General features: G+C 41.0%; 17 protein-coding genes. 3 read left to right on the forward strand and 14 right to left on the reverse strand.

The window, feature by feature from the left end; translation table 11 throughout:
- Nucleotides 1–18: 18 nt before the first annotated feature.
- The gene (locus tag DWX65_RS05225; protein WP_158561793.1) at nucleotides 19–975 is read right to left on the reverse strand and encodes a tetratricopeptide repeat protein; all 957 of its coding nucleotides are present in this window, start codon (nucleotides 973–975) and stop codon (nucleotides 19–21) included.
- Nucleotides 976–1,658: 683 nt separating this feature from the next.
- Between DWX65_RS05225 and DWX65_RS05235 the strand changes: the two genes are divergently transcribed.
- Complete coding sequence (locus tag DWX65_RS05235; RefSeq protein ID WP_118172980.1) at nucleotides 1,659–2,582, forward strand: 30S ribosomal protein S1; 924 nt, start codon at nucleotides 1,659–1,661, stop codon at nucleotides 2,580–2,582.
- Nucleotides 2,583–2,669: 87 nt separating this feature from the next.
- On the opposite strand, the gene DWX65_RS05240 is transcribed toward DWX65_RS05235, so the two are convergent.
- Nucleotides 2,670–4,925, reverse strand: a complete 2,256-nt coding sequence (locus DWX65_RS05240; RefSeq protein WP_118172981.1) for a glycogen/starch/alpha-glucan phosphorylase — start codon at nucleotides 4,923–4,925, stop codon at nucleotides 2,670–2,672.
- A gap of 171 nt (nucleotides 4,926–5,096) precedes the next feature.
- Here DWX65_RS05240 and DWX65_RS05245 point away from each other — a divergent pair, with 171 nt between their 5' ends.
- Nucleotides 5,097–5,978, forward strand: a complete 882-nt coding sequence (locus DWX65_RS05245) for an AraC family transcriptional regulator (protein ID WP_117697475.1) — start codon at nucleotides 5,097–5,099, stop codon at nucleotides 5,976–5,978.
- Here DWX65_RS05245 and DWX65_RS05250 read toward each other — a convergent pair.
- The 9 genes from DWX65_RS05250 to DWX65_RS05285 form a co-directional block, all read right to left on the reverse strand.
- Nucleotides 5,941–6,711 carry an HAD family hydrolase gene (locus DWX65_RS05250; RefSeq protein WP_242997818.1) on the reverse strand — a complete coding sequence of 257 codons (771 nt, stop codon included), beginning with the start codon at nucleotides 6,709–6,711 and terminating at the stop codon, nucleotides 5,941–5,943. The two genes, DWX65_RS05245 and DWX65_RS05250, sit on opposite strands and share 38 nt — an antisense overlap.
- Nucleotides 6,712–6,732: 21 nt before the next feature.
- A complete protein-coding gene (locus DWX65_RS05255) occupies nucleotides 6,733–7,677 on the reverse strand; it encodes a magnesium transporter CorA family protein (protein ID WP_118172983.1) in 945 nt (314 codons plus the stop codon).
- Nucleotides 7,678–7,794: 117 nt separating this feature from the next.
- Nucleotides 7,795–8,517 carry a SigF/SigG family RNA polymerase sporulation sigma factor gene (locus DWX65_RS05260; RefSeq protein ID WP_118172984.1) on the reverse strand — a complete coding sequence of 241 codons (723 nt, stop codon included), beginning with the start codon at nucleotides 8,515–8,517 and terminating at the stop codon, nucleotides 7,795–7,797.
- Nucleotides 8,518–8,524: 7 nt separating this feature from the next.
- Nucleotides 8,525–8,956, reverse strand: a complete 432-nt coding sequence (spoIIAB, locus tag DWX65_RS05265; RefSeq protein WP_118056711.1) for an anti-sigma F factor — start codon at nucleotides 8,954–8,956, stop codon at nucleotides 8,525–8,527.
- A 17-nt stretch (nucleotides 8,957–8,973) separates the two neighbouring features.
- Nucleotides 8,974–9,300 carry an STAS domain-containing protein gene (locus DWX65_RS05270; protein ID WP_117697469.1) on the reverse strand — a complete coding sequence of 109 codons (327 nt, stop codon included), beginning with the start codon at nucleotides 9,298–9,300 and terminating at the stop codon, nucleotides 8,974–8,976.
- Nucleotides 9,301–9,510: 210 nt separating this feature from the next.
- A complete protein-coding gene (locus DWX65_RS05275; protein WP_118172985.1) occupies nucleotides 9,511–10,893 on the reverse strand; it encodes a tetratricopeptide repeat protein in 1,383 nt (460 codons plus the stop codon).
- Nucleotides 10,894–10,915: 22 nt separating this feature from the next.
- Complete coding sequence (locus DWX65_RS15145; RefSeq protein WP_022244427.1) at nucleotides 10,916–11,056, reverse strand: hypothetical protein; 141 nt, start codon at nucleotides 11,054–11,056, stop codon at nucleotides 10,916–10,918.
- On the reverse strand, nucleotides 11,053–12,342 hold the full coding sequence (locus DWX65_RS05280; RefSeq protein ID WP_118172986.1) for a bifunctional folylpolyglutamate synthase/dihydrofolate synthase: 1,290 nt from the start codon (nucleotides 12,340–12,342) through the stop codon (nucleotides 11,053–11,055). The genes DWX65_RS15145 and DWX65_RS05280 overlap by 4 nt, the downstream gene beginning before the upstream one ends.
- Before the next feature lie 127 nt (nucleotides 12,343–12,469).
- Complete coding sequence (locus DWX65_RS05285; RefSeq protein ID WP_118172987.1) at nucleotides 12,470–15,118, reverse strand: valine--tRNA ligase; 2,649 nt, start codon at nucleotides 15,116–15,118, stop codon at nucleotides 12,470–12,472.
- A 605-nt stretch (nucleotides 15,119–15,723) separates the two neighbouring features.
- On the opposite strand from DWX65_RS05285, the gene DWX65_RS05290 reads away from it, so the two are divergent.
- Nucleotides 15,724–16,347, forward strand: coding sequence for a chemotaxis protein CheC (locus DWX65_RS05290; protein WP_118172988.1), 624 nt, complete (start codon nucleotides 15,724–15,726; stop codon nucleotides 16,345–16,347).
- 66 nt (nucleotides 16,348–16,413) lie between these two features.
- On the opposite strand, the gene DWX65_RS15475 is transcribed toward DWX65_RS05290, so the two are convergent.
- The 3 genes from DWX65_RS15475 to DWX65_RS05300 all read right to left on the reverse strand — a co-directional run bounded on the left by DWX65_RS15475 (nucleotide 16,414) and on the right by DWX65_RS05300 (nucleotide 19,212).
- Nucleotides 16,414–16,548, reverse strand: coding sequence for a hypothetical protein (locus DWX65_RS15475; protein ID WP_022244432.1), 135 nt, complete (start codon nucleotides 16,546–16,548; stop codon nucleotides 16,414–16,416).
- Nucleotides 16,549–16,586: 38 nt separating this feature from the next.
- A complete protein-coding gene (locus DWX65_RS05295) occupies nucleotides 16,587–17,264 on the reverse strand; it encodes a GTP pyrophosphokinase (RefSeq protein WP_118172989.1) in 678 nt (225 codons plus the stop codon).
- A gap of 421 nt (nucleotides 17,265–17,685) precedes the next feature.
- Nucleotides 17,686–19,212: a S1C family serine protease gene (locus DWX65_RS05300; RefSeq protein ID WP_118172990.1), complete on the reverse strand. Its 1,527-nt coding sequence runs from the start codon at nucleotides 19,210–19,212 to the stop codon at nucleotides 17,686–17,688.
- Nucleotides 19,213–19,659 lie beyond the last annotated feature (447 nt).

A 19,659-nucleotide genomic window follows, 5' to 3' on the forward strand; every position in this document is an offset into this window, starting at 1 on the left:
ACATTTTGCCCCTTTTGCTTAACGTGTCATCAAAAACAAGTATTCCCGGGCAGCTTCTTCGTCATTCGGATAATTCTTTGTATAATCCTCCATCTCGCTTTTTGCAGATGCGAAATCTCCGCTCTGTTCATATGCCAGTATCAGATTACGCTGCGCCTCCTGCTTCTGTGAGCCTGCATCTAAATCCAGTGCCATCTTAAGATAGTTTATTGCACTATCATAATTACCTTTTTCTAATTCCATTCCTCCCAGACAAATCAATGCTGTCGGATTATCCTGGTTTTCATCGATATATTCTTTATATAATCCGGCTGCCTTCTCATCTTCGCCTTTCACTTCATAGAGCTGTGCCATATACAAAGAAGCTTCCGTGCTCTTTTTATTAATAGCTGTCGTAAGCTCTGTTTCCGCATTATCATAATCTCCCAGTAATAGATAAATTCTGCCTCTCTGGGCATAGTCCTCCGCTGATTTACCACCTGCTTCAATACCTTTTTTCAGATACTCCTGACCTTCGGTCTGCATTCCTGCGGCATAACACTCCTGATACAAAGCAATATACATTTCATAGTCAGTGCCAGCATACTGTGCTGCCAGATTAAAATTTTCTTTTGCTTTATCCATGTCATTTTCTTTCCGGTACAGTTCTCCTAACAGGAAATATGCCTGGGCATTTTTCTTGTCATAATTGATTAATGCCTGATAGGTCTCAATGGCATCCTCTTTCTTTCCTGCAGCATACTGTGCTGCTGCTTTATAATAACAGGTATCTATTTCTTCTTCTCCCACAACTGCCAGCGACTGGTCCAGTGCATTCTGAAATGCATCAATGGCGCCTTCATAGTCACCCTCCTGCATACAGTTGATGCCTATCTGCCGATATGCATCTTTATTATTCTGTGTCTCATCCTCCTCACAGCCGGCCAACAGTAGTCCTGTGGCAAGTACAACTGCCATATATTTTATTTTCTTCATAATTGCCTCGCTTTCATCCGCTTTAGTATAGCAAATTAAGGCTCTTCTTTCAACCTCGCCCCGGCTTGTTTTTCTTCGTTTCCTGTGATACACTGCAAGAAAAATCATGAGTTATTCTCATGCATATGGTTAGGCGATTGCGAAGCGGGACAGAAAGATGATTGCCCCAATAATATCACAGATTCACAGGCGATTATCTTTCGCTACGAAATACCACAGTTCTAAAATGCGTGTCTTTCTTTTTGCTATTAAAACAGTCTTTCCAATGTTTGTCAGAATATCGAAACGGTTCGCCGAAGCACAGATGCCTGATAAGGGCTGTTAGGGGCACTGGGAATTTTGTCTGGCAACAGGCAACGCTGGTACAGGGATGTACCAGCGAGGCACAATTGAACATGGATGTGAATTTGTGCCGGTTGCCAGGCAAAAGAAAAAGTATGCCGAAATTCCCAGTGCCCCTTGCAGGCATTATGTGGCATCTGTGCCCGGCGGACAGCGTCGATATTCAGCCAAAGCAACCGGAAAGACAGTTTACAATTAAGAAAAACACGCATTATAAGAACTGTTGGCATTTCATACCGGATAAAGATAAATCCCCTGTGAATCCCGTAATATTCTTCCGGCAGTTCCTGTCCCCTTTCGCAATCGCCTGACCAGAATCAGATAAGAAAAGAGGTTTTACTATGTCAGAAAACGAAGCAAAAGAAACCATGCAGGACTTTGAAGCAGAGCTTGAGGCTTCCTTCCGGAAAATCAACGAAGGAGACATCTTAACCGGAACCGTTATCTCTGTGGATGAAGACGCCATCACATTGGACTTAAAGTATTATGCCCCGGGAATCATCAAAGCAGATGAAGTCAGCAACGACCCCTCCTTTGTCATTGACGAGCACATTCATCCGGGAGATGTCTTAGAAGCAACGGTCATCCGCCGGGATGATGGAGAAGGCAACATTTTACTTTCCATGAAAGAAGCCAACGAAGTGCTTGCCTGGGATAAGTTAAAAGAGCTGTTGGAAAACGAAACCGTTGTTACCGTAAAGGTCATTGAAGCGGTAAAAGCCGGTGTAGTTGCATACCTTTATGGCATTCGCGGATTTATTCCGGCTTCACAGATTACCACAGCCTATGTAGAAGATACCGAAAGCTATGTTGGAAAGGAATTAGAAGTCCGTGTCATTACTGTCGATGAGGAAGATGACCGTCTGGTGCTCTCCGGTAAATCCGTTGCTCTTGAAAAAGAAGCAGAAGAGAGGAATCACAAGATTGCGATGTTAGTTCCGGGCAGTATTGTAGAAGGAACCGTGGAAAGCCTGATGCCATATGGTGCATTTATCAACCTTGGGGACGGACTTACGGGACTTGTCCACATTTCCCAGATTTGTGAACGCCGTATCAACAAGCCTTCCGAAGTATTAAAGGAAGGACAGCATGTAAAAGCCAAGCTTTTAAATACCAACGACGGCAAAATCAGCTTAAGCATGCGTGCATTGGAAGAAGAAATGGTAGATACTTCTGTAGAAGAAAAAGAAGACTTATCCGCCTACACCTCTGATGAAAGTGCTTCTACCAGCCTTGGCGCACTGTTAAAGGGATTGAAACTCTAAGTCGTATTTCATAAAACGCAACAAGGGACAGATATTTCTATCTGTCCCTCATTGTTTTTAAAGGTTGGAGAATACTTTTATCAAAATTTAGTCTAATTTCCAAATATCTTTGTTGTACTGCTCAATTGTACGGTCAGATGAGAAGAAGCCGGCTTTGCTGATATTTGTCAGCATCATTTTTGCCCATGCTTTTCTATCTTCATAATCTGCAAGCATTTCATCTTTCTTTGCACGATAAGATTCGAAATCCGGAAGAGTCATGAACCAGTCTTTGTTGATTAACTCATTGAAAAGTCTCTCTAAGTTCTCTGCATTTCCGATTGCTTTCATTTCATCACTTACGATGAAGTCGATTGCACGTTTGATATCTGCATCATTATCATAATACTTGCGTGATACATAATCAGCTTTTGCGTAATGCTCAATTACTTCGTCAGAAGACTCTCCGAAGATGTAGATGTTATCATCTCCTACTAACTGATGCATTTCTACGTTTGCTCCGTCCATGGTTCCGATTGCTACTGCACCATTTAACATGAACTTCATGTTAGATGTTCCGGATGCCTCTTTAGAAGCTAAGGAAATCTGCTCATGGATATCTGCTGCCGGGATTAATTTCTCAGCTAAAGTAACATTGTAGTTCTCTACCATAACAACCTGTAAGTATGGGCTTACTTCCGGGTCATTTGCAATTAACTGCTGTAAGCAGAGAATTAAATGGATAATGTCTTTTGCAATGATGTAAGCCGGAGCTGCCTTTGCACCAAAGATTGCAGTAATCTTTCTTGCCGGTTTCTTTCCTGCTTTGATTTCAAAATATTTGTTAATTACATAGAGTGCATTCATCTGCTGTCTCTTGTACTCATGTAATCTCTTAATCTGAATATCAAATACTGAGTTCTCATCTAAGTCGATGTTCTGTGTTGCCTTTAAGTAGTTCTTAAGAACAACTTTGTTCTCAGTCTTGATTGCAAGTAATTTATCTAATACTGCATCATCATTTATGAACTGTCCTAATTTTTCCAGTTCCATTGCATCTTTCTTGAATCCTGGTCCAATCAGTTCTTCGATTAAGGATGTCAATCCCTTATCACAGTGTAATAACCAACGACGGAATGTGATACCGTTTGTCTTGTTATTGAACTTCTCAGGATAAATCTTGTAGAAGTTATTTAACTCAGAATCTTTTAAGATTTCTGTATGAAGGTATGCAACACCATTTACGCTGAATCCGTAGTGGATATCCATATGAGCCATGTGTACACGTTTTTCATCATCAATGATGTATACAGACTTGTCATCATATTTAGCAACTACACGGTTGTTTAATTCGTAGATGATTGGCATTAACTGTGGAACAACTTTCTCTAAGAAAGAGATTGGCCATTTCTCTAATGCTTCTGCTAAGATGGTGTGATTGGTATATGCACAACACTTGGAAACGATTGCAATAGCCTCGTCCATGCCGATTCCTCTTTCCATTAACAGACGAATCATCTCCGGGATTACCATAGATGGATGGGTATCATTAATCTGGATTACTGCATAATCAGCAAGATCATGCAAGTTACATCCTCTTTCTACTGCCTCATCTAAGATTAACTGTGCAGCGTTGCTTACCATGAAGTACTGCTGGTAAACACGAAGGAGACGTCCCTTGTCATCGCTGTCATCCGGATATAAGAATAATGTCAGGTTTTTCTTGATATCCTCTTTGTCAAAGTCAATTCCATCCCCAACGATGCCCTCATCTACTGTTTCGATATCGAATAAATGAAGCTTGTTGGTTGTGTTTTCATATCCGGTAACATCAATATCATATAATTTTGAAGTTACATTAAATCCACCAAACTGTACCTGATAGCTCTTATCTGTCTTTGTCAGCCAGCTTTCATCCTGAATCCAAGGATTCTTGGTTTCTTTCTGAAGGTTGTTTTCAAATACCTGTTTGAATAATCCGTAATGATAGTTAAGTCCAACTCCATCACCGTTTAATCCTAATGTTGCAATAGAATCAAGGAAGCATGCTGCAAGTCTTCCAAGACCACCGTTACCAAGTGATGGTTCCGGTTCAACCTCTTCAATTGCACAGATGTCTTTGCCATTTGCTGCAAGTACATCTCTCACTTCATCATATACGCCTAAATTAATCAGGTTGTTGGAGAGAAGTTTTCCAATTAAGAACTCTGCGGAAATATAATATAATTTTTTCTTTCCGTTGTGGTTTTCTTTCTTCTCAGCCATTGCTTTTGTCATCTCTAATAATGCGAAGTATAATTCTTCATTAGAGCAATCAGCAATTCCCTTGTTATATTTCTTTGTTACGATTTCCTGTAAATTCATTTTTGACCCTCCGTAAAATTTGAATTCAGTTCGTTCTCTTATGTATGCATTATCTAACATTTCTTTTACATTTTCTTGTAATATACCGGTCAAAAGTGGTACAATACTATCATATTTCGATATTTTTAGAAAAAATCACTTTTTTGTACATTTTGACGAAAGGCGTTTCCCATGAATATTCTCGAATATGAAAATTACCAGGAAAAAAAATCACATGGTTCAGAAAGTTTCCCATATATCACCTATCCCTGTTCAATTCCCTTAGATTTTGAGCGGGTGCCTGCCCACTGGCATGATGAAACGGAAATTATCTACATCAAAAAAGGCTGCGGACTGATTACCGTAGATTTGGAAGAATACCCGGTTCAGGAAGGAAGTATTCTTCTGATTCTTCCGGGACAGGTTCATTCCATTGAACAGTATCTCGATTACAAAATGGAATATATTAATATTATTTTTAAACTGGAAATGCTCCTTGCCAAACAGACAGACATCTGTAACAGCCGCTACTTTACACCGCTTTTAGACGGCACACTGCGGCTTACCACACATTTTACACCGGGTATGCCATTCTATAACGAGGTTGCCGGTTGTATCAATGCTGCGGATGAAGTCTGCAGGACCAATCCCCCGGCCTTCCAGCTTGTGATTAAAGGACAGCTTTTCCTGCTCTTTTCCATTCTGATCTCTAACTGCTGCGAAACAAGCGTCTCCCGCAAGAACCAGAAATCCCTGGAAAAGATGAAACGCATCATTAAATATATTGAGACAAATTATGCCAGTAAAATTTCCATTGAAGAAATGGCAGATGCGCTGGACTTAAGCCAGTCTCATTTTATGAAGTTTTTCAAAAATACCATGGGAACTACTTTTACAGAATATTTAAATGATTACCGGCTGACCATGGCCAGCCGGCTGCTTATTTCGTCTGAAGCTTCTATATTAGACATTGCCGCTGAAGTAGGCTTTGACAACCTCTCTTACTTCAACCGGCTGTTTAAGAAACGCTTTTATGTTACACCCCGTGAGTACCGGAAGCGTTTTGCAGGATAAGTTCTTTTACTTTTTTCATATCCATTGCAGGCAGGTAATAGGTACTGTCCGGCTTTTTGTCATCTTTTGGAGAAATATTCGAATGAATGTAAAAAGTGTCAAGGCCTGCCTCTTTGGCCCCGTTGATGTCACAGCGCACATCATTTCCTATCATCAGTGTTTTCTTCACATCCAGATGATCCTTTTCTATCAGTTGTTCAAAAAAACGGATGTCCGGTTTCTTGGTTCCATAATCGGATGAAATTAAAATATCGTCAAAATATTTTGTAATATCCAAATAATTCATCTCATATTCCGTAAAGATTCTCTGGGCATTGGATAAAAGATATACCTTTTTACCACATTTTTTCAATGCTTTTAATAATTCTCTTACGCCATCATAAATCCGCACATACTCCATGGTCAGTACCCGGAAGAACTGTCCGGTATGAACTGCCAGCGCATCATCAGCCTTTATCCCCTTCTTCGCATAAAGCTCTTTGAATACTTCTTCAATACGAATCTCCGGAAATGCCTCATGGGCATAGTGTGGCTCCTTTTCCAACTCTCCCTTTAAATCTGTCTCTTTGCTTTGAATCAATGCCAGATAAGATTCCTGTAATTCCTGCTGGGCATATAAAGCTCCATGAAATCCGTAAAACAGACTCAGTTTTTCCCATACCTTAGCATCGTTTTCCTCTGTATGGATATCTACCAGTGTTCCATACAGGTCAAACACATAATTGTCGTACATATTACCTTCCATCCCCTACTTTTATTTAAACATCTTTGTCTTAGCAAAGATTAATGCAACAATAAGACTGCATACCACTGCAATTAATACGATAATAACAAATCCATAAGGACTCTCTGCGAACGGCATTCCCTTTGCAGCCACATTCATGCCATACGCTGAGAATATCATAGTCGGAACAGAAAGTACAGCTGTTATTATGGCAAGCACCTTCATTACCACATTCAGATTGTTGGAAATAACTGATGCAAAAGCATCCATCATTCCGCTCAAAATGCCGCTGTAAATATTTGCCATCTCAATTGCCTGCTTGTTTTCAACAATAACATCCTCAAGAAGTTCTTCATCTTCCTGATATTTTTTAATATTGTCATTTTTAAATAATTTTTCCAGTACCACCTCATTGGAGCGGAGTGCTGTCGTAAAGTAAACCAGACTCTTTTCCAGTTTCAAAAGCTCGATTAACTCCCGGTTCTGTGTGGACTTGTGCAGCTTGTTTTCCACAATTTCACTCTGACGGTCAATACTTCTTAAGTACTGTAAGAAAAGAGAGGATGTCCGGTACAAAATCTGAAGCACAAAGCGGGAACGCATGGCAGGATTAAAATCCCGCACCGTGCCATTGGCAAATGCTTCTAATATCGGAGTCTTTTCAAGACTTACTGTAATGACTGCTTTTTTTACCACAAAAATAGAAAGTGGGATGGTATCATAAAGTTCCTTATCATTATGGGTTTCAATATTCGGGATATTAACCAATACCATAGTATAATTCTCATCTGTTTCAATACGCGAGCGCTCGTCCGTATCCAGTGCGGAACGCATGGCATCTGCATCAATTCCATACTGATTTACCATTGCTGCGACTTCTGCCTCTGTTGGATTTACAAGGGAAATCCAGCAATCCTCCCCTGGTGATTCAATTTCGGTGATACGGTTCTGTTCACTGCAATAGTACTTAATCATCTTTCCACTTCCTTTCTCTTCTTTTCCTGTAAAAAAAAGTCCCCATCAAAGCCGGAACACTTTGACAAGGGAATCTTGCTTAATCCTTTTTTAGTATATTTCCACCCCCTTTGTTTGTCAACCCTGGCTCATATATTTTCTCATCTGTAGTAATATTTTCTTCTCCATGCGGCTGACCTGCACCTGACTGATGCCAAGCTTTGCTGCAATCTGGCTTTGCGTGGCATTTTCAAAATAACGCATCTTAATCAGCTGCTGCTCCCTTCCGGATAACTGTTGCAGCAATTCTTCTATCAGAAGCTTATTTTCCAGTTCTTCCTGCGCATTCTTCTTATCCTTTAACCGGTCCAACAGATAGATTTCACTGCCATCCGACTGATAGACGCTCTGGTAAATGGATTCTACTTCTCCATTGGCTTCCACTGCAAGGACAATCTCTTCCTCCGAAAGCCCGGTTTTTTCTGCCAGTTCCTTTAACTCCGGCTCCCTTCCAAGCATGTCTGTCAGTTCCTTTCTTGCATTGCTGATAAGATAGCCTTTTTCTTTCATGCTCCTGCTGACCTTCACCATGCCGTCATCCCTCAGGAAGCGGCGTATTTCTCCCATAATCACCGGCACTGCATAAGTGGAAAAGCATACCTCATAACTTACATCAAATTTATCCACTGCCTTCATCAATCCAATGCATCCGATCTGAAACAGTTCTTCTTTATCATGTCCTCTTCCTAAAAATCTTTGTACCACACTCCAGACCAGCCCCTGATTTCCAAGCACCAGCGTATCTCTTGCCTGCTTATCCCCTTTGTGTGCCCGTTTGATATAAGCAATTGTCTGTTCCATTCTCCACTTAACTTTCCCGCACCAGATTTTTTTTCATTTTTATAACAGTTCCTTCTCCGACCTTTGACCGTACTTCTACTTCATCCATGAAAGCCTCCATAAAAGAAAAGCCCATACCGGACCGCTCCAGCTCCGGCCTTGTCGTAAAAAACGGCTCCTTTGCCCGTTCAATATCCGCAATTCCCTTCCCGCTGTCTTTTACGGTAATATGTACGGTACTTCCGGAAAGACAGCACTGCATCACTACCGTTCCTTCCTTTTCTTCATAGCCATGGATAATGGCATTGGTTACCGCCTCCGATACCGCAGTTTTAATATCCTCTAACTCATCCAGTGTGGGATTCATCTGGGCGCAAAATGCTGCTACCGCTACTCTGGCAAATCCTTCATTTACGGATAATGCCTCAAATTCCAGTTTCATCTTATTTCTTCTTCCCATATTTATAGCCTCCATTTTCATGCCTCCTTCTTCTCCCCTTCTTTCATCTGAACCAGTTTATGCAGACCTGATACCACAAAAATTTTCCGGATCCGCTCATTCATATTCTCTGCCACCACTTTTCCGCCGCTGTAATTCATGTTCCGGCACCTTCCGATTACCACGCCAATCCCTGAGCTGTCCATAAATTCTGTACCGGCAAAATCAAAAACCAGTTTGTTAACCCGGTAAGAATCAATCAGTAAATCTGCCTCTGCCCGCAGCTGTGTGGCGCAATGATGATCCAACTCCTTTGGTACCCGGATGGTAAGACATCCATTTTCTAATTCATACTTAAATTCCATTCTTCTATCCTCCATATACATTACGTAAAAAGAATGTACCCTGGCACATTCTCGCGCCTGCGGCGGTCGCTTGCGACATCTACCTTATACGCCGCAGTGTGCATCCTCGCGGTGCGTTTTGTAGTTTACAGGAAAGCAATTTCCTGTAAACTACAAAAGACGCCCGGCAATCTGCCTGACGTCTTTTGTAAACTGTTTTTCTTTATTCTGTTACTGTTCTGCATTCTGTAATTCTTCCAGATAGCGGGAAGAATTGGCTGCACGTTCCGTATTCGGATAACCATCAATCACTTTCTGATAGTATTCGATGGCTTTTTCATTCTCGCCCAGATTCCGGTAGGTCTGTGCCAGATAATAAATCGCATTGCCATCCTGGTATGCCTCATCCATCTCTACTACTTTTTCAAATCCGGTCTTCGCTTCTTCATAGTTATAATTACTGTATGCCTGATAACTGTCTGCATAAGTCACCTGAAGATACTGGTCATTTACAGTTGCGTTGATATTCTGATAAATTTCCTTTGCGGTATCGGAAAGGTTTTCTTCCTTCACACCGGAAAGTGCATCTCCTGCTGCTGTAATATCTCCCTCCTGGAAGGATTTATATGCTGAAAGCAGCTGGTCATAGCTGCTAATCTTATTGGAAGTCTCCTCGGAATCGCTTTTTGCAGAAGACACCTGCTGGTTCAGGTCATCAATCTGATTTTCCAGATTGGTAATCTGCTGATTCTTCGTGGTTATGGTATCATTTGCCTGAACCACTGATGTATTGGCATCACTCTTTGCCTTCTGCTTTACACTTGGCACTACAAGAAAACAGGTGACTGCAACACCAATTGCCACCCCAAGCAAAATGGTCAGTATTGTGGCAAAACCTGAAGTATCTTTGAATTTTGTCGGCTGGATAATGAGGTCATTTCCACTCTTATAGGAAATAAGGTCATCTTCTTTCTTTTTCTTCTTACCGCTGTTGGCACTGCGCAGCATCTGATTGGTCTCTTTCATGTAACGCAGTGTAATCGTATTGCTGGAATCAATTTTCATAGCTGCCCGCAATGACTTCTTTGCCTGCTCGAATTTATTCTCTTTCATGTACAAAAGAGCCAGCAGCTGATGTCCCTTTACCAGTTTCGGGTTTAAGGACAATACCTTCTTCAACTGGATAATTGCAAGATCTGTACTATTCTGTCTGCAATATAACAATGCCTGATTGTATTTCTTAATGGTCTGATTTACCGTTTCTAACTGTGCCGGATTCTTCTGCACAGCGTCCAGATAACGTCCTGCATCATTATCCTTTGGCTGAAGGCTCTTACTAATCACCCATTCACCCATGGCAGATACCGCCTCACCGGTCTCAAAAAGTACCAGTCCCAGGAGATTTCTTGCCTGAATGTTCGTCTTATCAAACCGAAGACTCTTCTTAAGACTTTCAATCGCTCCGGATAAATCACGGACATTGCTTCGCTCTAATCCCTGATTATAATAATAATTAGAGGTCATCACAATTTTCTTATATACTTTTACGTCAATTCCACAGTTCGGACAACGGTTGTCCCCTGTCAGATCTGCTCCGCAATTATAACATTTCATACTTTACCTCACTTAACGAATTCTACTGTCGTCTTGCTTCTTTCATCATTTCTCTTAAAATGTCTGTCATATCCGTTAAGTCCTGATTGTAAATAGCTTCCTCTGCCTCTTCTACTTCCAGGCTTGGTTTGAATTTCTTTAATTCTTCTTCAAAATCTATCATGCTTCATTTCCTCCTGCTATCTTTTCCAATTCTCCAATCAAATACAGGGAACCCGCACAGAATACCATCTGGTTGTCCTTCCTGTATTCCTTTACATATCTGTATGCCTGTGCACAGTCTTCTATTACTACTGTTTCCCGGCCGTTTGCCATAAATTCATCCTGCAATTTCAATGGGTCAATTCCACGGCTGTCCGGGATGCGGGTCAGTACAATACTATCCCACGCAACTTCCTTGCACAGTACTTTTACTGCTTCTTTATGATTCTTCTCTTCCATCATGGAAAAAAGAAGAACTGGCTTTTCTTCCGCAATCTTCTGCACATTTTTCACAAAGTGGGCAATACCATCTGCATTATGTGCTCCATCAAAATAGATAAATGGCTCTGCCTGCTGCATTCTGCCCATCCATCTGGTATGTTCCATTGCAGAGATAATCTCTGCTTTTCCAATTCCGGTTTCCACCTGAAGGACAGATAACGCCCGATATGCCAGTGACGCATTCATCATCTGATATTCTGCCGGAAACGGGATTTTCAAATCAACAACATCATACCCATTGGTATAACAAAAATCAATAGTTTTCCCGGTTATTTTATGAATTTTAAGACTTTCTAAAGAAATACAGTAATAAGGTGCTCTTTTTGCCCTTGCAGTCTGCCTTATCACTTCTGCCGCTGTTTCATTACTTCCATCAAAGATAACAGGAACGCCTTCTTTGATAATCCCTGCCTTTTCTCCTGCAATTGCTTCAATGGAATCTCCTAAAATCTGTGTATGCTCGAGACTGATAGATGTAATAATCGTAAGCAACGGTTCCTCAAATACATTCGTTGCATCTAACCTTCCGCCAAGTCCGGTCTCTAAAATAAGATAATGTACTTTCCGCTTCTGAAAAAGATACATGCCCATGGCAAAAAGATATTCAAAAAATGCTGGATGCGGCAGTCCTTCTGCTTCCATCTGCTCTACCACCTTCTGCACTGCCTCAAAGCTTTCTACAAATTCTTCCTGACTGCACTTTTCGCCATTGATTACGAAACGTTCTTCCATGCATACAAGGTGCGGAGAAGTAAAGAGTCCCACTTCACATCCATGTTCCACCAGCACCTGATTGATAAATGCACAGACACTTCCTTTGCCATTGCTTCCTGCCACATGGATGATTTCAAACTGATGCTCTCTGATAGAAAGTCTCTGCAGCATTTCTTTCGTATGCTCTAAACTGTTTTTCTTTGTGAACTTTGGTATTTCATATATATAATTGCAAATCTCTTCATAAGTCATTTTTGTCACCACTTTTCTAAGTATAATATAGTGGAAAATTTTTTCAAGAGGTTATCCTGTTTCCATAAAAAGTTTTCGCCGCAGAAACTGCGGCGAATCGACAATACCTGTCTTTTAACTTTTGTAACTATTTCATCTGAGCCAGACGCTCCTGTACGGTAGCCATCATCTGCTCATATTTTGCAAGCTTATCTTTCTCTTCCTGAATCTTTGCAGCAGGTGCCTTGCTTACAAACTTCTCATTATTTAACATGCCGTGGGAGCGGGCAAGTTCTTTCTTAAGACGCTCTTCTTCTTTCAAAAGACGCTCTTTTTCTTTTTCCATATCTACCAAGTCTTCCAACGGCATGTATACAACAGCTCCCGGAATAACTACGGATACTGCATCTTCTCCGATTCCTGCCTTATCGGACTGGACATCAATCTCGCTGGCACTGATAAGATTCTGGTATGTTTTCTTCATGCTCTCGAAGGTCTCACAAAGTGCTTTATCTTCAGATACGATAAATACCTTTGCCTTTCTGGATGGCGGAACATCCATCTCTGTTCTTAAGTTACGGATGCCTTTTACCAGCTCTTTTACATGAGCAAGCATCTCTTCTTCTGCCGAGAAATTCCACTCTTCTTTGTAAACCGGCCAGTCAGCCAGCATAATAGTCTCTTCCTGCGGATTTAAGGTACAATAGATTTCTTCTGTGATAAATGGCATATATGGATGTAATAATTTTAATGCCTGTCCTAATACAGTACGAAGTGTCCAAAGTGCACTGTTGGCAGCCCTGGCATCCTCGTCTTTCTTATAAGTACGAACTTTGGCAATCTCGATATACCAGTCACAGAATTCATCCCAGATAAAGTCATATACTTTCTGTACTGCAATACCAAGTTCGAATTTATCCATATTTTCTGTTACATCTTTGGTCAATGTATTAACTGCTGAAAGAATCCATTTATCTTCCGGTGCCAGGTCAGAAATTGCAGGCTTTGTTACTTCCATACCCTCTAAGTTCATCATAATGAAACGGGATGCATTCCACACTTTATTGGCAAAGTTACGGGATGCTTCTACACGCTCCCAGTAGAAACGCATATCATTTCCCGGTGCATTTCCGGTAATCAGTGTCAGTCTCAAGGCATCTGCACCATATTTATCAATAACCTCTAACGGGTCAATTCCATTTCCAAGAGATTTACTCATCTTACGACCCTGGGAATCACGAACCAGTCCGTGGAATAATACAGTATGGAATGGTGCTTTGCCCATCTGCTCATATCCTGAGAAAATCATACGGATTACCCAGAAGAAAATAATATCGTATCCGGTTACTAATACATCATTCGGATAGAAATAATCTAAGTCTTCTGTTTTCTCCGGCCAGCCTAAGGTTGAGAATGGCCATAATGCAGAAGAGAACCAGGTATCCAGAGTATCCGGGTCCTGTGTCATATGGGTGCAGCCGCACTTCGGACATTTCTCCGGTGCATTCTTAGATACTACCATTTCTCCGCATTCATCACAGTAATATGCAGGAATACGATGTCCCCACCAGAGCTGTCTGGAAATACACCAGTCACGGATATTATCCGTCCAGTTGAAGTAGGTTTTCTCCATACGTTTTGGAAGGAGCTTGATATCTCCATTCTTTACACCTTCTACTGCCGGTTTGATTAAATCATCCATTTTTACAAACCACTGCTGTTTAATCATTGGCTCTACGGTTGTGCCACAGCGGTCATGGGTTCCTACGTTATGGGAATGCGGAACAACTTTTACCAAAAGTCCTTCCTTCTCTAAATCCTCTACCAGTGCTTTCCGGCATTCGTATCTGTCCATGCCCGCATATTTGCCAGCTTTGCTGTTCATGGTTGCATCATCATTGATAACAACGATTTCTTCCAGATTATGACGTTTTCCAACTTCAAAGTCGTTCGGGTCATGAGCCGGTGTAATCTTTACACATCCGGTTCCAAATTCTTTATCTACATAGGAGTCTGCAATAACCGGAATCTCACGGTCTGTCATCGGAAGCTTTAACATTTTTCCGATAATATCCTGATAACGTTCATCATCCGGATTTACTGCTACTGCAGTATCACCAAATAAAGTCTCCGGACGGGTGGTTGCGATTTCTACAAATCTTCCCGCTTCTCCTACTACCGGATAATTGATATGCCAGAAGAAGCCATCCTGTTCTTCATGTTCTACCTCAGCATCGGAAATAGATGTCTTGCAGACAGGACACCAGTTTACAATACGGGAGCCTTTATAAATAAGACCTTTTTCATATAATTTTATAAATACCTCAAGAACTGCATCAGAGCATCCTTTATCCATGGTAAAACGTTCTCTACTCCAGTCCGCGGAAGAACCCATTTTCTTTAACTGGTTGATGATGCGGCTGCCATACTCATCCTTCCACTCCCAGCATTTTTCTAAGAAGCCTTCTCTTCCGAGGTCATTCTTGTCAATTCCCTGCTTCTTTAAGGAATCAATAACCTTTACCTCTGTTGCAATGGCTGCATGGTCTGTTCCCGGCTGCCATAATGCATTATATCCCTGCATTCTCTTGTAACGGATTAATATATCCTGCATGGTATTATCCAATGCATGTCCCATATGAAGCTGTCCGGTAATATTTGGCGGCGGCATTACAATGGTAAACGGTTTCTTGCTGCGGTCAGCCTGTGCATGGAAATATCCATTGTCTTCCCATTTCTTATAAAGTCGGTCTTCAATCCCTTTTGGGTCGTAGGTTTTTGCAAGTTCTTTGCTCATAATTGTTCTCCTTTTTCTAAATTGGACGTTTCGTAATTTGTAAAAGCATTATTTTTATTCATAGACATTTCAGTTATCTGAAAGGTATGGGACTTGGTGCATCCTCGCGGAGCGTTTTTAACTTTACAGAAAAGCAATTTCCTGTAAAGTTAAAAAGCCCTCCCTATCCAACTGGATAAGAAGGGCGAATCAGCGCGGTACCACCTTCGTTATGCATAGTATCTATGCATATCTCTTCTCCGTAACGTGGAGTGTCGGGAAAACTTATGCCTTGTTGAAATTCTTTATATGATTCCGGTTACAGGCTTTCTGGGTCTTCCGGTTCAAAAGCTACCTTCCATCTGTCGTATTCAGACGACCTTCCAGCCGATGAGCCGTCCTCTCTTAGAACCGTACCGATGTACTTCTCTTTCTCATTACCTTTATCTCTAGGCTTTATATTAAATTTGCCAGGCACTTTTGTCAAGGGTGAGTTTTTTATTCTTCAAAATTCTTTATAATTCCTTTTGAAATGCCATAAGAATCCATTCTCATTGCCTGTATCCTATGTTATAATAAACGAACACGAGAAAAATTTATACTGTAATGACAAAGGGAGAGTTTTTATGTCTATGCTAAATTTAAAAGAACTGGATTCTATGCATTTAAGCGTTCTAGCTGAAATTGGCAACATCGGTTCCGGTAATGCTGCTACTGCACTGGCAGGCCTCTTAAATACACCGGTAGATATTGAAGTGCCAAATATCTGCCTGATGGATTATGCCAAAGCTGCAGATTATCTTGGTGGGGCAGATAAAACTGCTATTGGTATGACTGTAAATGTAAAAGGCGATATGAATGGTGTTATGCTTCAGATTGTGGAGAAAGAATTTGCCAGCCGGCTTATCAACACCTTTTATGAAAAAAATGTCGATTCCATTGATTCACTGAATGATATGGATTTATCCTTATTGCGCGAAATGGCAAACATCACAACTGCTGCTTATGTAAATTCTATTGCAAAAATGACAAATACCTTTATTGATATTGAACCACCGCAGAACCATCTTGGTACCATTGGTGAAATTCTGGCTGTCCCGGAAAAAGAATTTACAAGACTGGATTATCAGGTTCTCTTTATTGATGAACGGTTAAGTTTTGCCCATACCCAGATTAAAAGTGCCATGATTCTGATTCTTGAAATAGACTCTATGAAAGTGCTTTTTGAAGGACTTGGTATCGATTTATAACATTGTAAAAGACAAAAAAGGACGTTCCCGTCTGGAATAATTTCCATTCAGGAACGTTCTTTTTCTCTACTCTTCTTCTTTGTCCTCATCTGCAATTGCCGCTGCGGCCCCGGATACTGCGGCTACTACCGCTATTACAGCTACAATTATTACAAATAAGATTAAAATTCCAAGGAAAATCAGAAGTCCACCCTCTGTCATCTTATTACCTCCTCCTTGTGCCAGATATCTATAGTATACTACGATTCTGTATTATCGTCTATAAATTCTATCATATGACGGATATCCTGCATCTCGCAGTCCATTTCTGTAATTACATCTGCAACATGCCTTAATTTATCTGCTATTTCTTCTGAATTATTAATATGTTTCTTATAGCGAAGCTTGTGCTCAAGACTCGCCCAGAAATCCATGGCAATGGTCCGGAGCTGCACCTCCACTTTCATATGGCGCTTCTCGTTCGATAAAAATATCGGCACATCCACAATCAGATGCAGACTACGGTATCCGTTATCCTTCGGATGTGCAATATAATCTTTCTTCTCTACCAGAATGATATCATCCTGCTGCAGCAGCAAATCTGCCATAGTATAAATATCTTCCTGAAAAGAACAGATGACGCGCACTCCCGCAATATCAAACATATTCTCTTCAATTGCTTTCATGGAAAATCCAATGTTCTTCCGTTTGATTTTTTCAATAATACTTGCCGGTTTCTTCAGTCTTGTTTTTATGGACTCAATCGGATTCCTGTTATATTGTGTGGAAAACTGCTCATTTAATACCTTAAACTTTGTTTCCACTTCCATCATGGCACACCGGTAATACATCATCAAATCCCCAAAGGGTTTCATCTCACTTAAAAAATCCTCCGGATGTGCCTCGTCTTTTATTCTGCTAAAATCTAATGGATTCATCTTTTACTTTCCTCATAAGTTTATTTTTCTTACTTTTCTATCATATCAGAAAATACCCGAAACAACTATTAATTTTTTCTAAAGTTATCGCAGCGCTCACCAAAGTCTGGCAGAAAAGAAGTTCGCTCAAACAAACTTGGCTCCTTCTTTTCTGCCAGACTTTTTCTCGCTACTTGCGTAACAAAGAATGTGCCTTGGCACATTCTCGCGCCTGCGGCGGTCGCTTGCGACATCTACCTTATACGCCGCAGTGTGCATCCTCGCGGAGCGTTTTTTACTTTACAGGAAAGCAATTTCCTGTAAAGTAAAAAAACAGCAGTGTCCATGTTTTCTTCAACATATTTAAGACACTGCTGTTTTATCTGCCTTATCGGTAGCTTTGCTTTATAGATGACTAAGGGTTACATTTTGTTATCCGTTTTTAGTTTTTCTGCCCTAAAGTTACGGTTACCGTCTGTTCCTGATACTGTCCATCTGTCTGACGTTCAAATACAACTTCTACAGAATCACCTGCTGCACAATACTTAATCGCATCATTTAATTCTGTTGTAGATGAAACCTTGCTTCCATCAAAGGATGTGATAATATCTCCTGCCTGTAAGCCTGCCTGCTCTGCCGGTGAACCTTCCTTTACCTGATAGAGATATATTCCTTCCGGCATATTATAGGTCTGTGCAACGGTGGAGGATACATCTACACCTGAGATTCCAAGATATGCGGAACGGGATTCATCCACCTGTTCCCGGTTGATTAATTTTTCAATAATCGGAGACGCTGTATTAATCGGGATAGCATAGCCCATACCTTCTACACTGGTATCAGAATATTTTACAGAACTGATACCGATTACTTCACCCTTGGCGTTCAGTAATGCGCCACCACTATTACCAGGGTTAATAGCCGCATCAGTCTGAATCAGTTCATTGGTGGTGGTAGAACCGTCTTCATTTTCTACGGACACCTCTCGGTTCAATGCACTGATAACACCGGTTGTAACAGACTGCCCATAACCTAATGCGTTTCCGATTGCGACTGCTGCCTGACCCACACTTAAGTCATCAGAATTGCCAAGGGTTGCAACCTTAATGGTACTTAAGGTGTCTGCGCTGATATCGGAAATCGGAACTGCAACGACTGCTAAGTCACTTCCTGCATCTGTTCCTTTTACTTCTGCGGCTACTGTGCTGTCATCTGAGAACTGCACGGTAATACTTTGAGCACCGGATACCACATGATTATTCGTTGCTACATAGATGTACTGGTCATCCTGGCTTACTATGATTCCGGAACCACAGCTTTCCTGTGGCTGTGATGCAGTATATCCATACCAGGTGCTTACCTGTTTTTCACTCATATTCGTAATTGCAACAATAGATGGCATTACATTATCTGCAATATCTGAGACATCCGTCAAATCGGTTACTGCTTTGGATGAAGTATTTGCTGCCTTAACGGTATCTCCGCTGCTGCTCTTATTCAGGGAAGCCTCTGTCTTAGCAGATTCAGAGTTGCTCCACTTCGTTCCAAGCAGCTGATTTGTTCCCGCAAATACGCTTCCTGAAATCAATCCAAAGACTAATGCAATAGCTGCACATTTTGCAAGTTTTACACCAAATCCACCTTTACCATGTTCTTTCTTTACTTTTTCTTTCCGTTTTTTCTTCTGCTGATTCTGTCCATATGGCTGGGTTCCCTGACTATAATAGGCATTTCCCTGTCCATACTGGGTTCCCTGACTATAATAGGCATTTCCCTGTCCATACTGGGTTCCCTGACTATAATAGGCATTTCCCTGTCCATACTGGGTTCCCTGACTGTAGCCCTGTGAAGTATTTCCGTTCACCTGACTGCTCCATGAAGTATTTGTTCCGTCTCCTGTCTGCTGGTTCGTCTGATTATATGAATAAGGAGAGCTGGAGTTAAAATTGTTGTTATAATTGTTTTCCATAAAGATTACTCCTTTCATCTCTTTGTTACTTTCTGATTATGATAATATCCATAAATTGTGTCAGTTCTGTGTTTATTTATTGAGAAAAATATGTTTCTTTTATGTTTAATTTGTAAAAAGCTCTGCAAAAGAGGATATATTTTACATTAGAATTTTTTCTATAAAAAAGGACATTTTATTTTCACACCGAAATACCACCGTTCTTAATATTTCGTTTTGCTTTTTGCTATAAAAACAGTCTTTCCAATGTTTGACATAGATAGCTCCACCGTTCGTCGAAGTACGGATGCCTGATAAGGACTGTTAGGGGCACTTAGGATTTCGTCTGGCACCCGGCAACGCTGGCACAGGACGTGCCAGCGAGGCGCATCTGAACATGGATGTGAATATGCGCCGGTTGCCAGATGAATTAAACTTTATCCGAAATCCTTAGTGCCCCTTGCAGGC

Origin of the sequence: Roseburia sp. AF20-18LB (genome assembly GCF_003461185.1) — a bacterium.
GTDB lineage: Bacteria > Bacillota > Clostridia > Lachnospirales > Lachnospiraceae > Roseburia_C > Roseburia_C amylophila.

Excerpts from the sequence above, each read along its gene's own strand:
- DWX65_RS05240 (WP_118172981.1), bottom strand. The coding sequence starts at position 4,925 with ATGAATTTACAGGAAATCGTAACAAAGAAATATAACAAGGGAATTGCT.
- DWX65_RS05280 (WP_118172986.1), bottom strand. The coding sequence starts at position 12,342 with ATGACTTATGAAGAGATTTGCAATTATATATATGAAATACCAAAGTTC.
- DWX65_RS05275 (WP_118172985.1), bottom strand. The coding sequence starts at position 10,893 with ATGAAATGTTATAATTGCGGAGCAGATCTGACAGGGGACAACCGTTGT.
- DWX65_RS05270 (WP_117697469.1), bottom strand. The coding sequence starts at position 9,300 with ATGGAATTTAAGTATGAATTAGAAAATGGATGTCTTACCATCCGGGTA.
- DWX65_RS05285 (WP_118172987.1), bottom strand. The coding sequence starts at position 15,118 with ATGAGCAAAGAACTTGCAAAAACCTACGACCCAAAAGGGATTGAAGAC.
- DWX65_RS05235 (WP_118172980.1), top strand. The coding sequence starts at position 1,659 with ATGTCAGAAAACGAAGCAAAAGAAACCATGCAGGACTTTGAAGCAGAG.
- DWX65_RS05225 (WP_158561793.1), bottom strand. The coding sequence starts at position 975 with ATGAAGAAAATAAAATATATGGCAGTTGTACTTGCCACAGGACTACTG.
- DWX65_RS05300 (WP_118172990.1), bottom strand. The coding sequence starts at position 19,212 with ATGGAAAACAATTATAACAACAATTTTAACTCCAGCTCTCCTTATTCA.
- spoIIAB (WP_118056711.1), bottom strand. The coding sequence starts at position 8,956 with ATGGGAAGAAGAAATAAGATGAAACTGGAATTTGAGGCATTATCCGTA.
- DWX65_RS05260 (WP_118172984.1), bottom strand. The coding sequence starts at position 8,517 with ATGGAACAGACAATTGCTTATATCAAACGGGCACACAAAGGGGATAAG.
- DWX65_RS05245 (WP_117697475.1), top strand. The coding sequence starts at position 5,097 with ATGAATATTCTCGAATATGAAAATTACCAGGAAAAAAAATCACATGGT.
- DWX65_RS05295 (WP_118172989.1), bottom strand. The coding sequence starts at position 17,264 with ATGAATCCATTAGATTTTAGCAGAATAAAAGACGAGGCACATCCGGAG.
- DWX65_RS05255 (WP_118172983.1), bottom strand. The coding sequence starts at position 7,677 with ATGATTAAGTACTATTGCAGTGAACAGAACCGTATCACCGAAATTGAA.
- DWX65_RS15475 (WP_022244432.1), bottom strand. The coding sequence starts at position 16,548 with ATGACAGAGGGTGGACTTCTGATTTTCCTTGGAATTTTAATCTTATTT.
- DWX65_RS15145 (WP_022244427.1), bottom strand. The coding sequence starts at position 11,056 with ATGATAGATTTTGAAGAAGAATTAAAGAAATTCAAACCAAGCCTGGAA.
- DWX65_RS05250 (WP_242997818.1), bottom strand. The coding sequence starts at position 6,711 with ATGTACGACAATTATGTGTTTGACCTGTATGGAACACTGGTAGATATC.
- DWX65_RS05290 (WP_118172988.1), top strand. The coding sequence starts at position 15,724 with ATGTCTATGCTAAATTTAAAAGAACTGGATTCTATGCATTTAAGCGTT.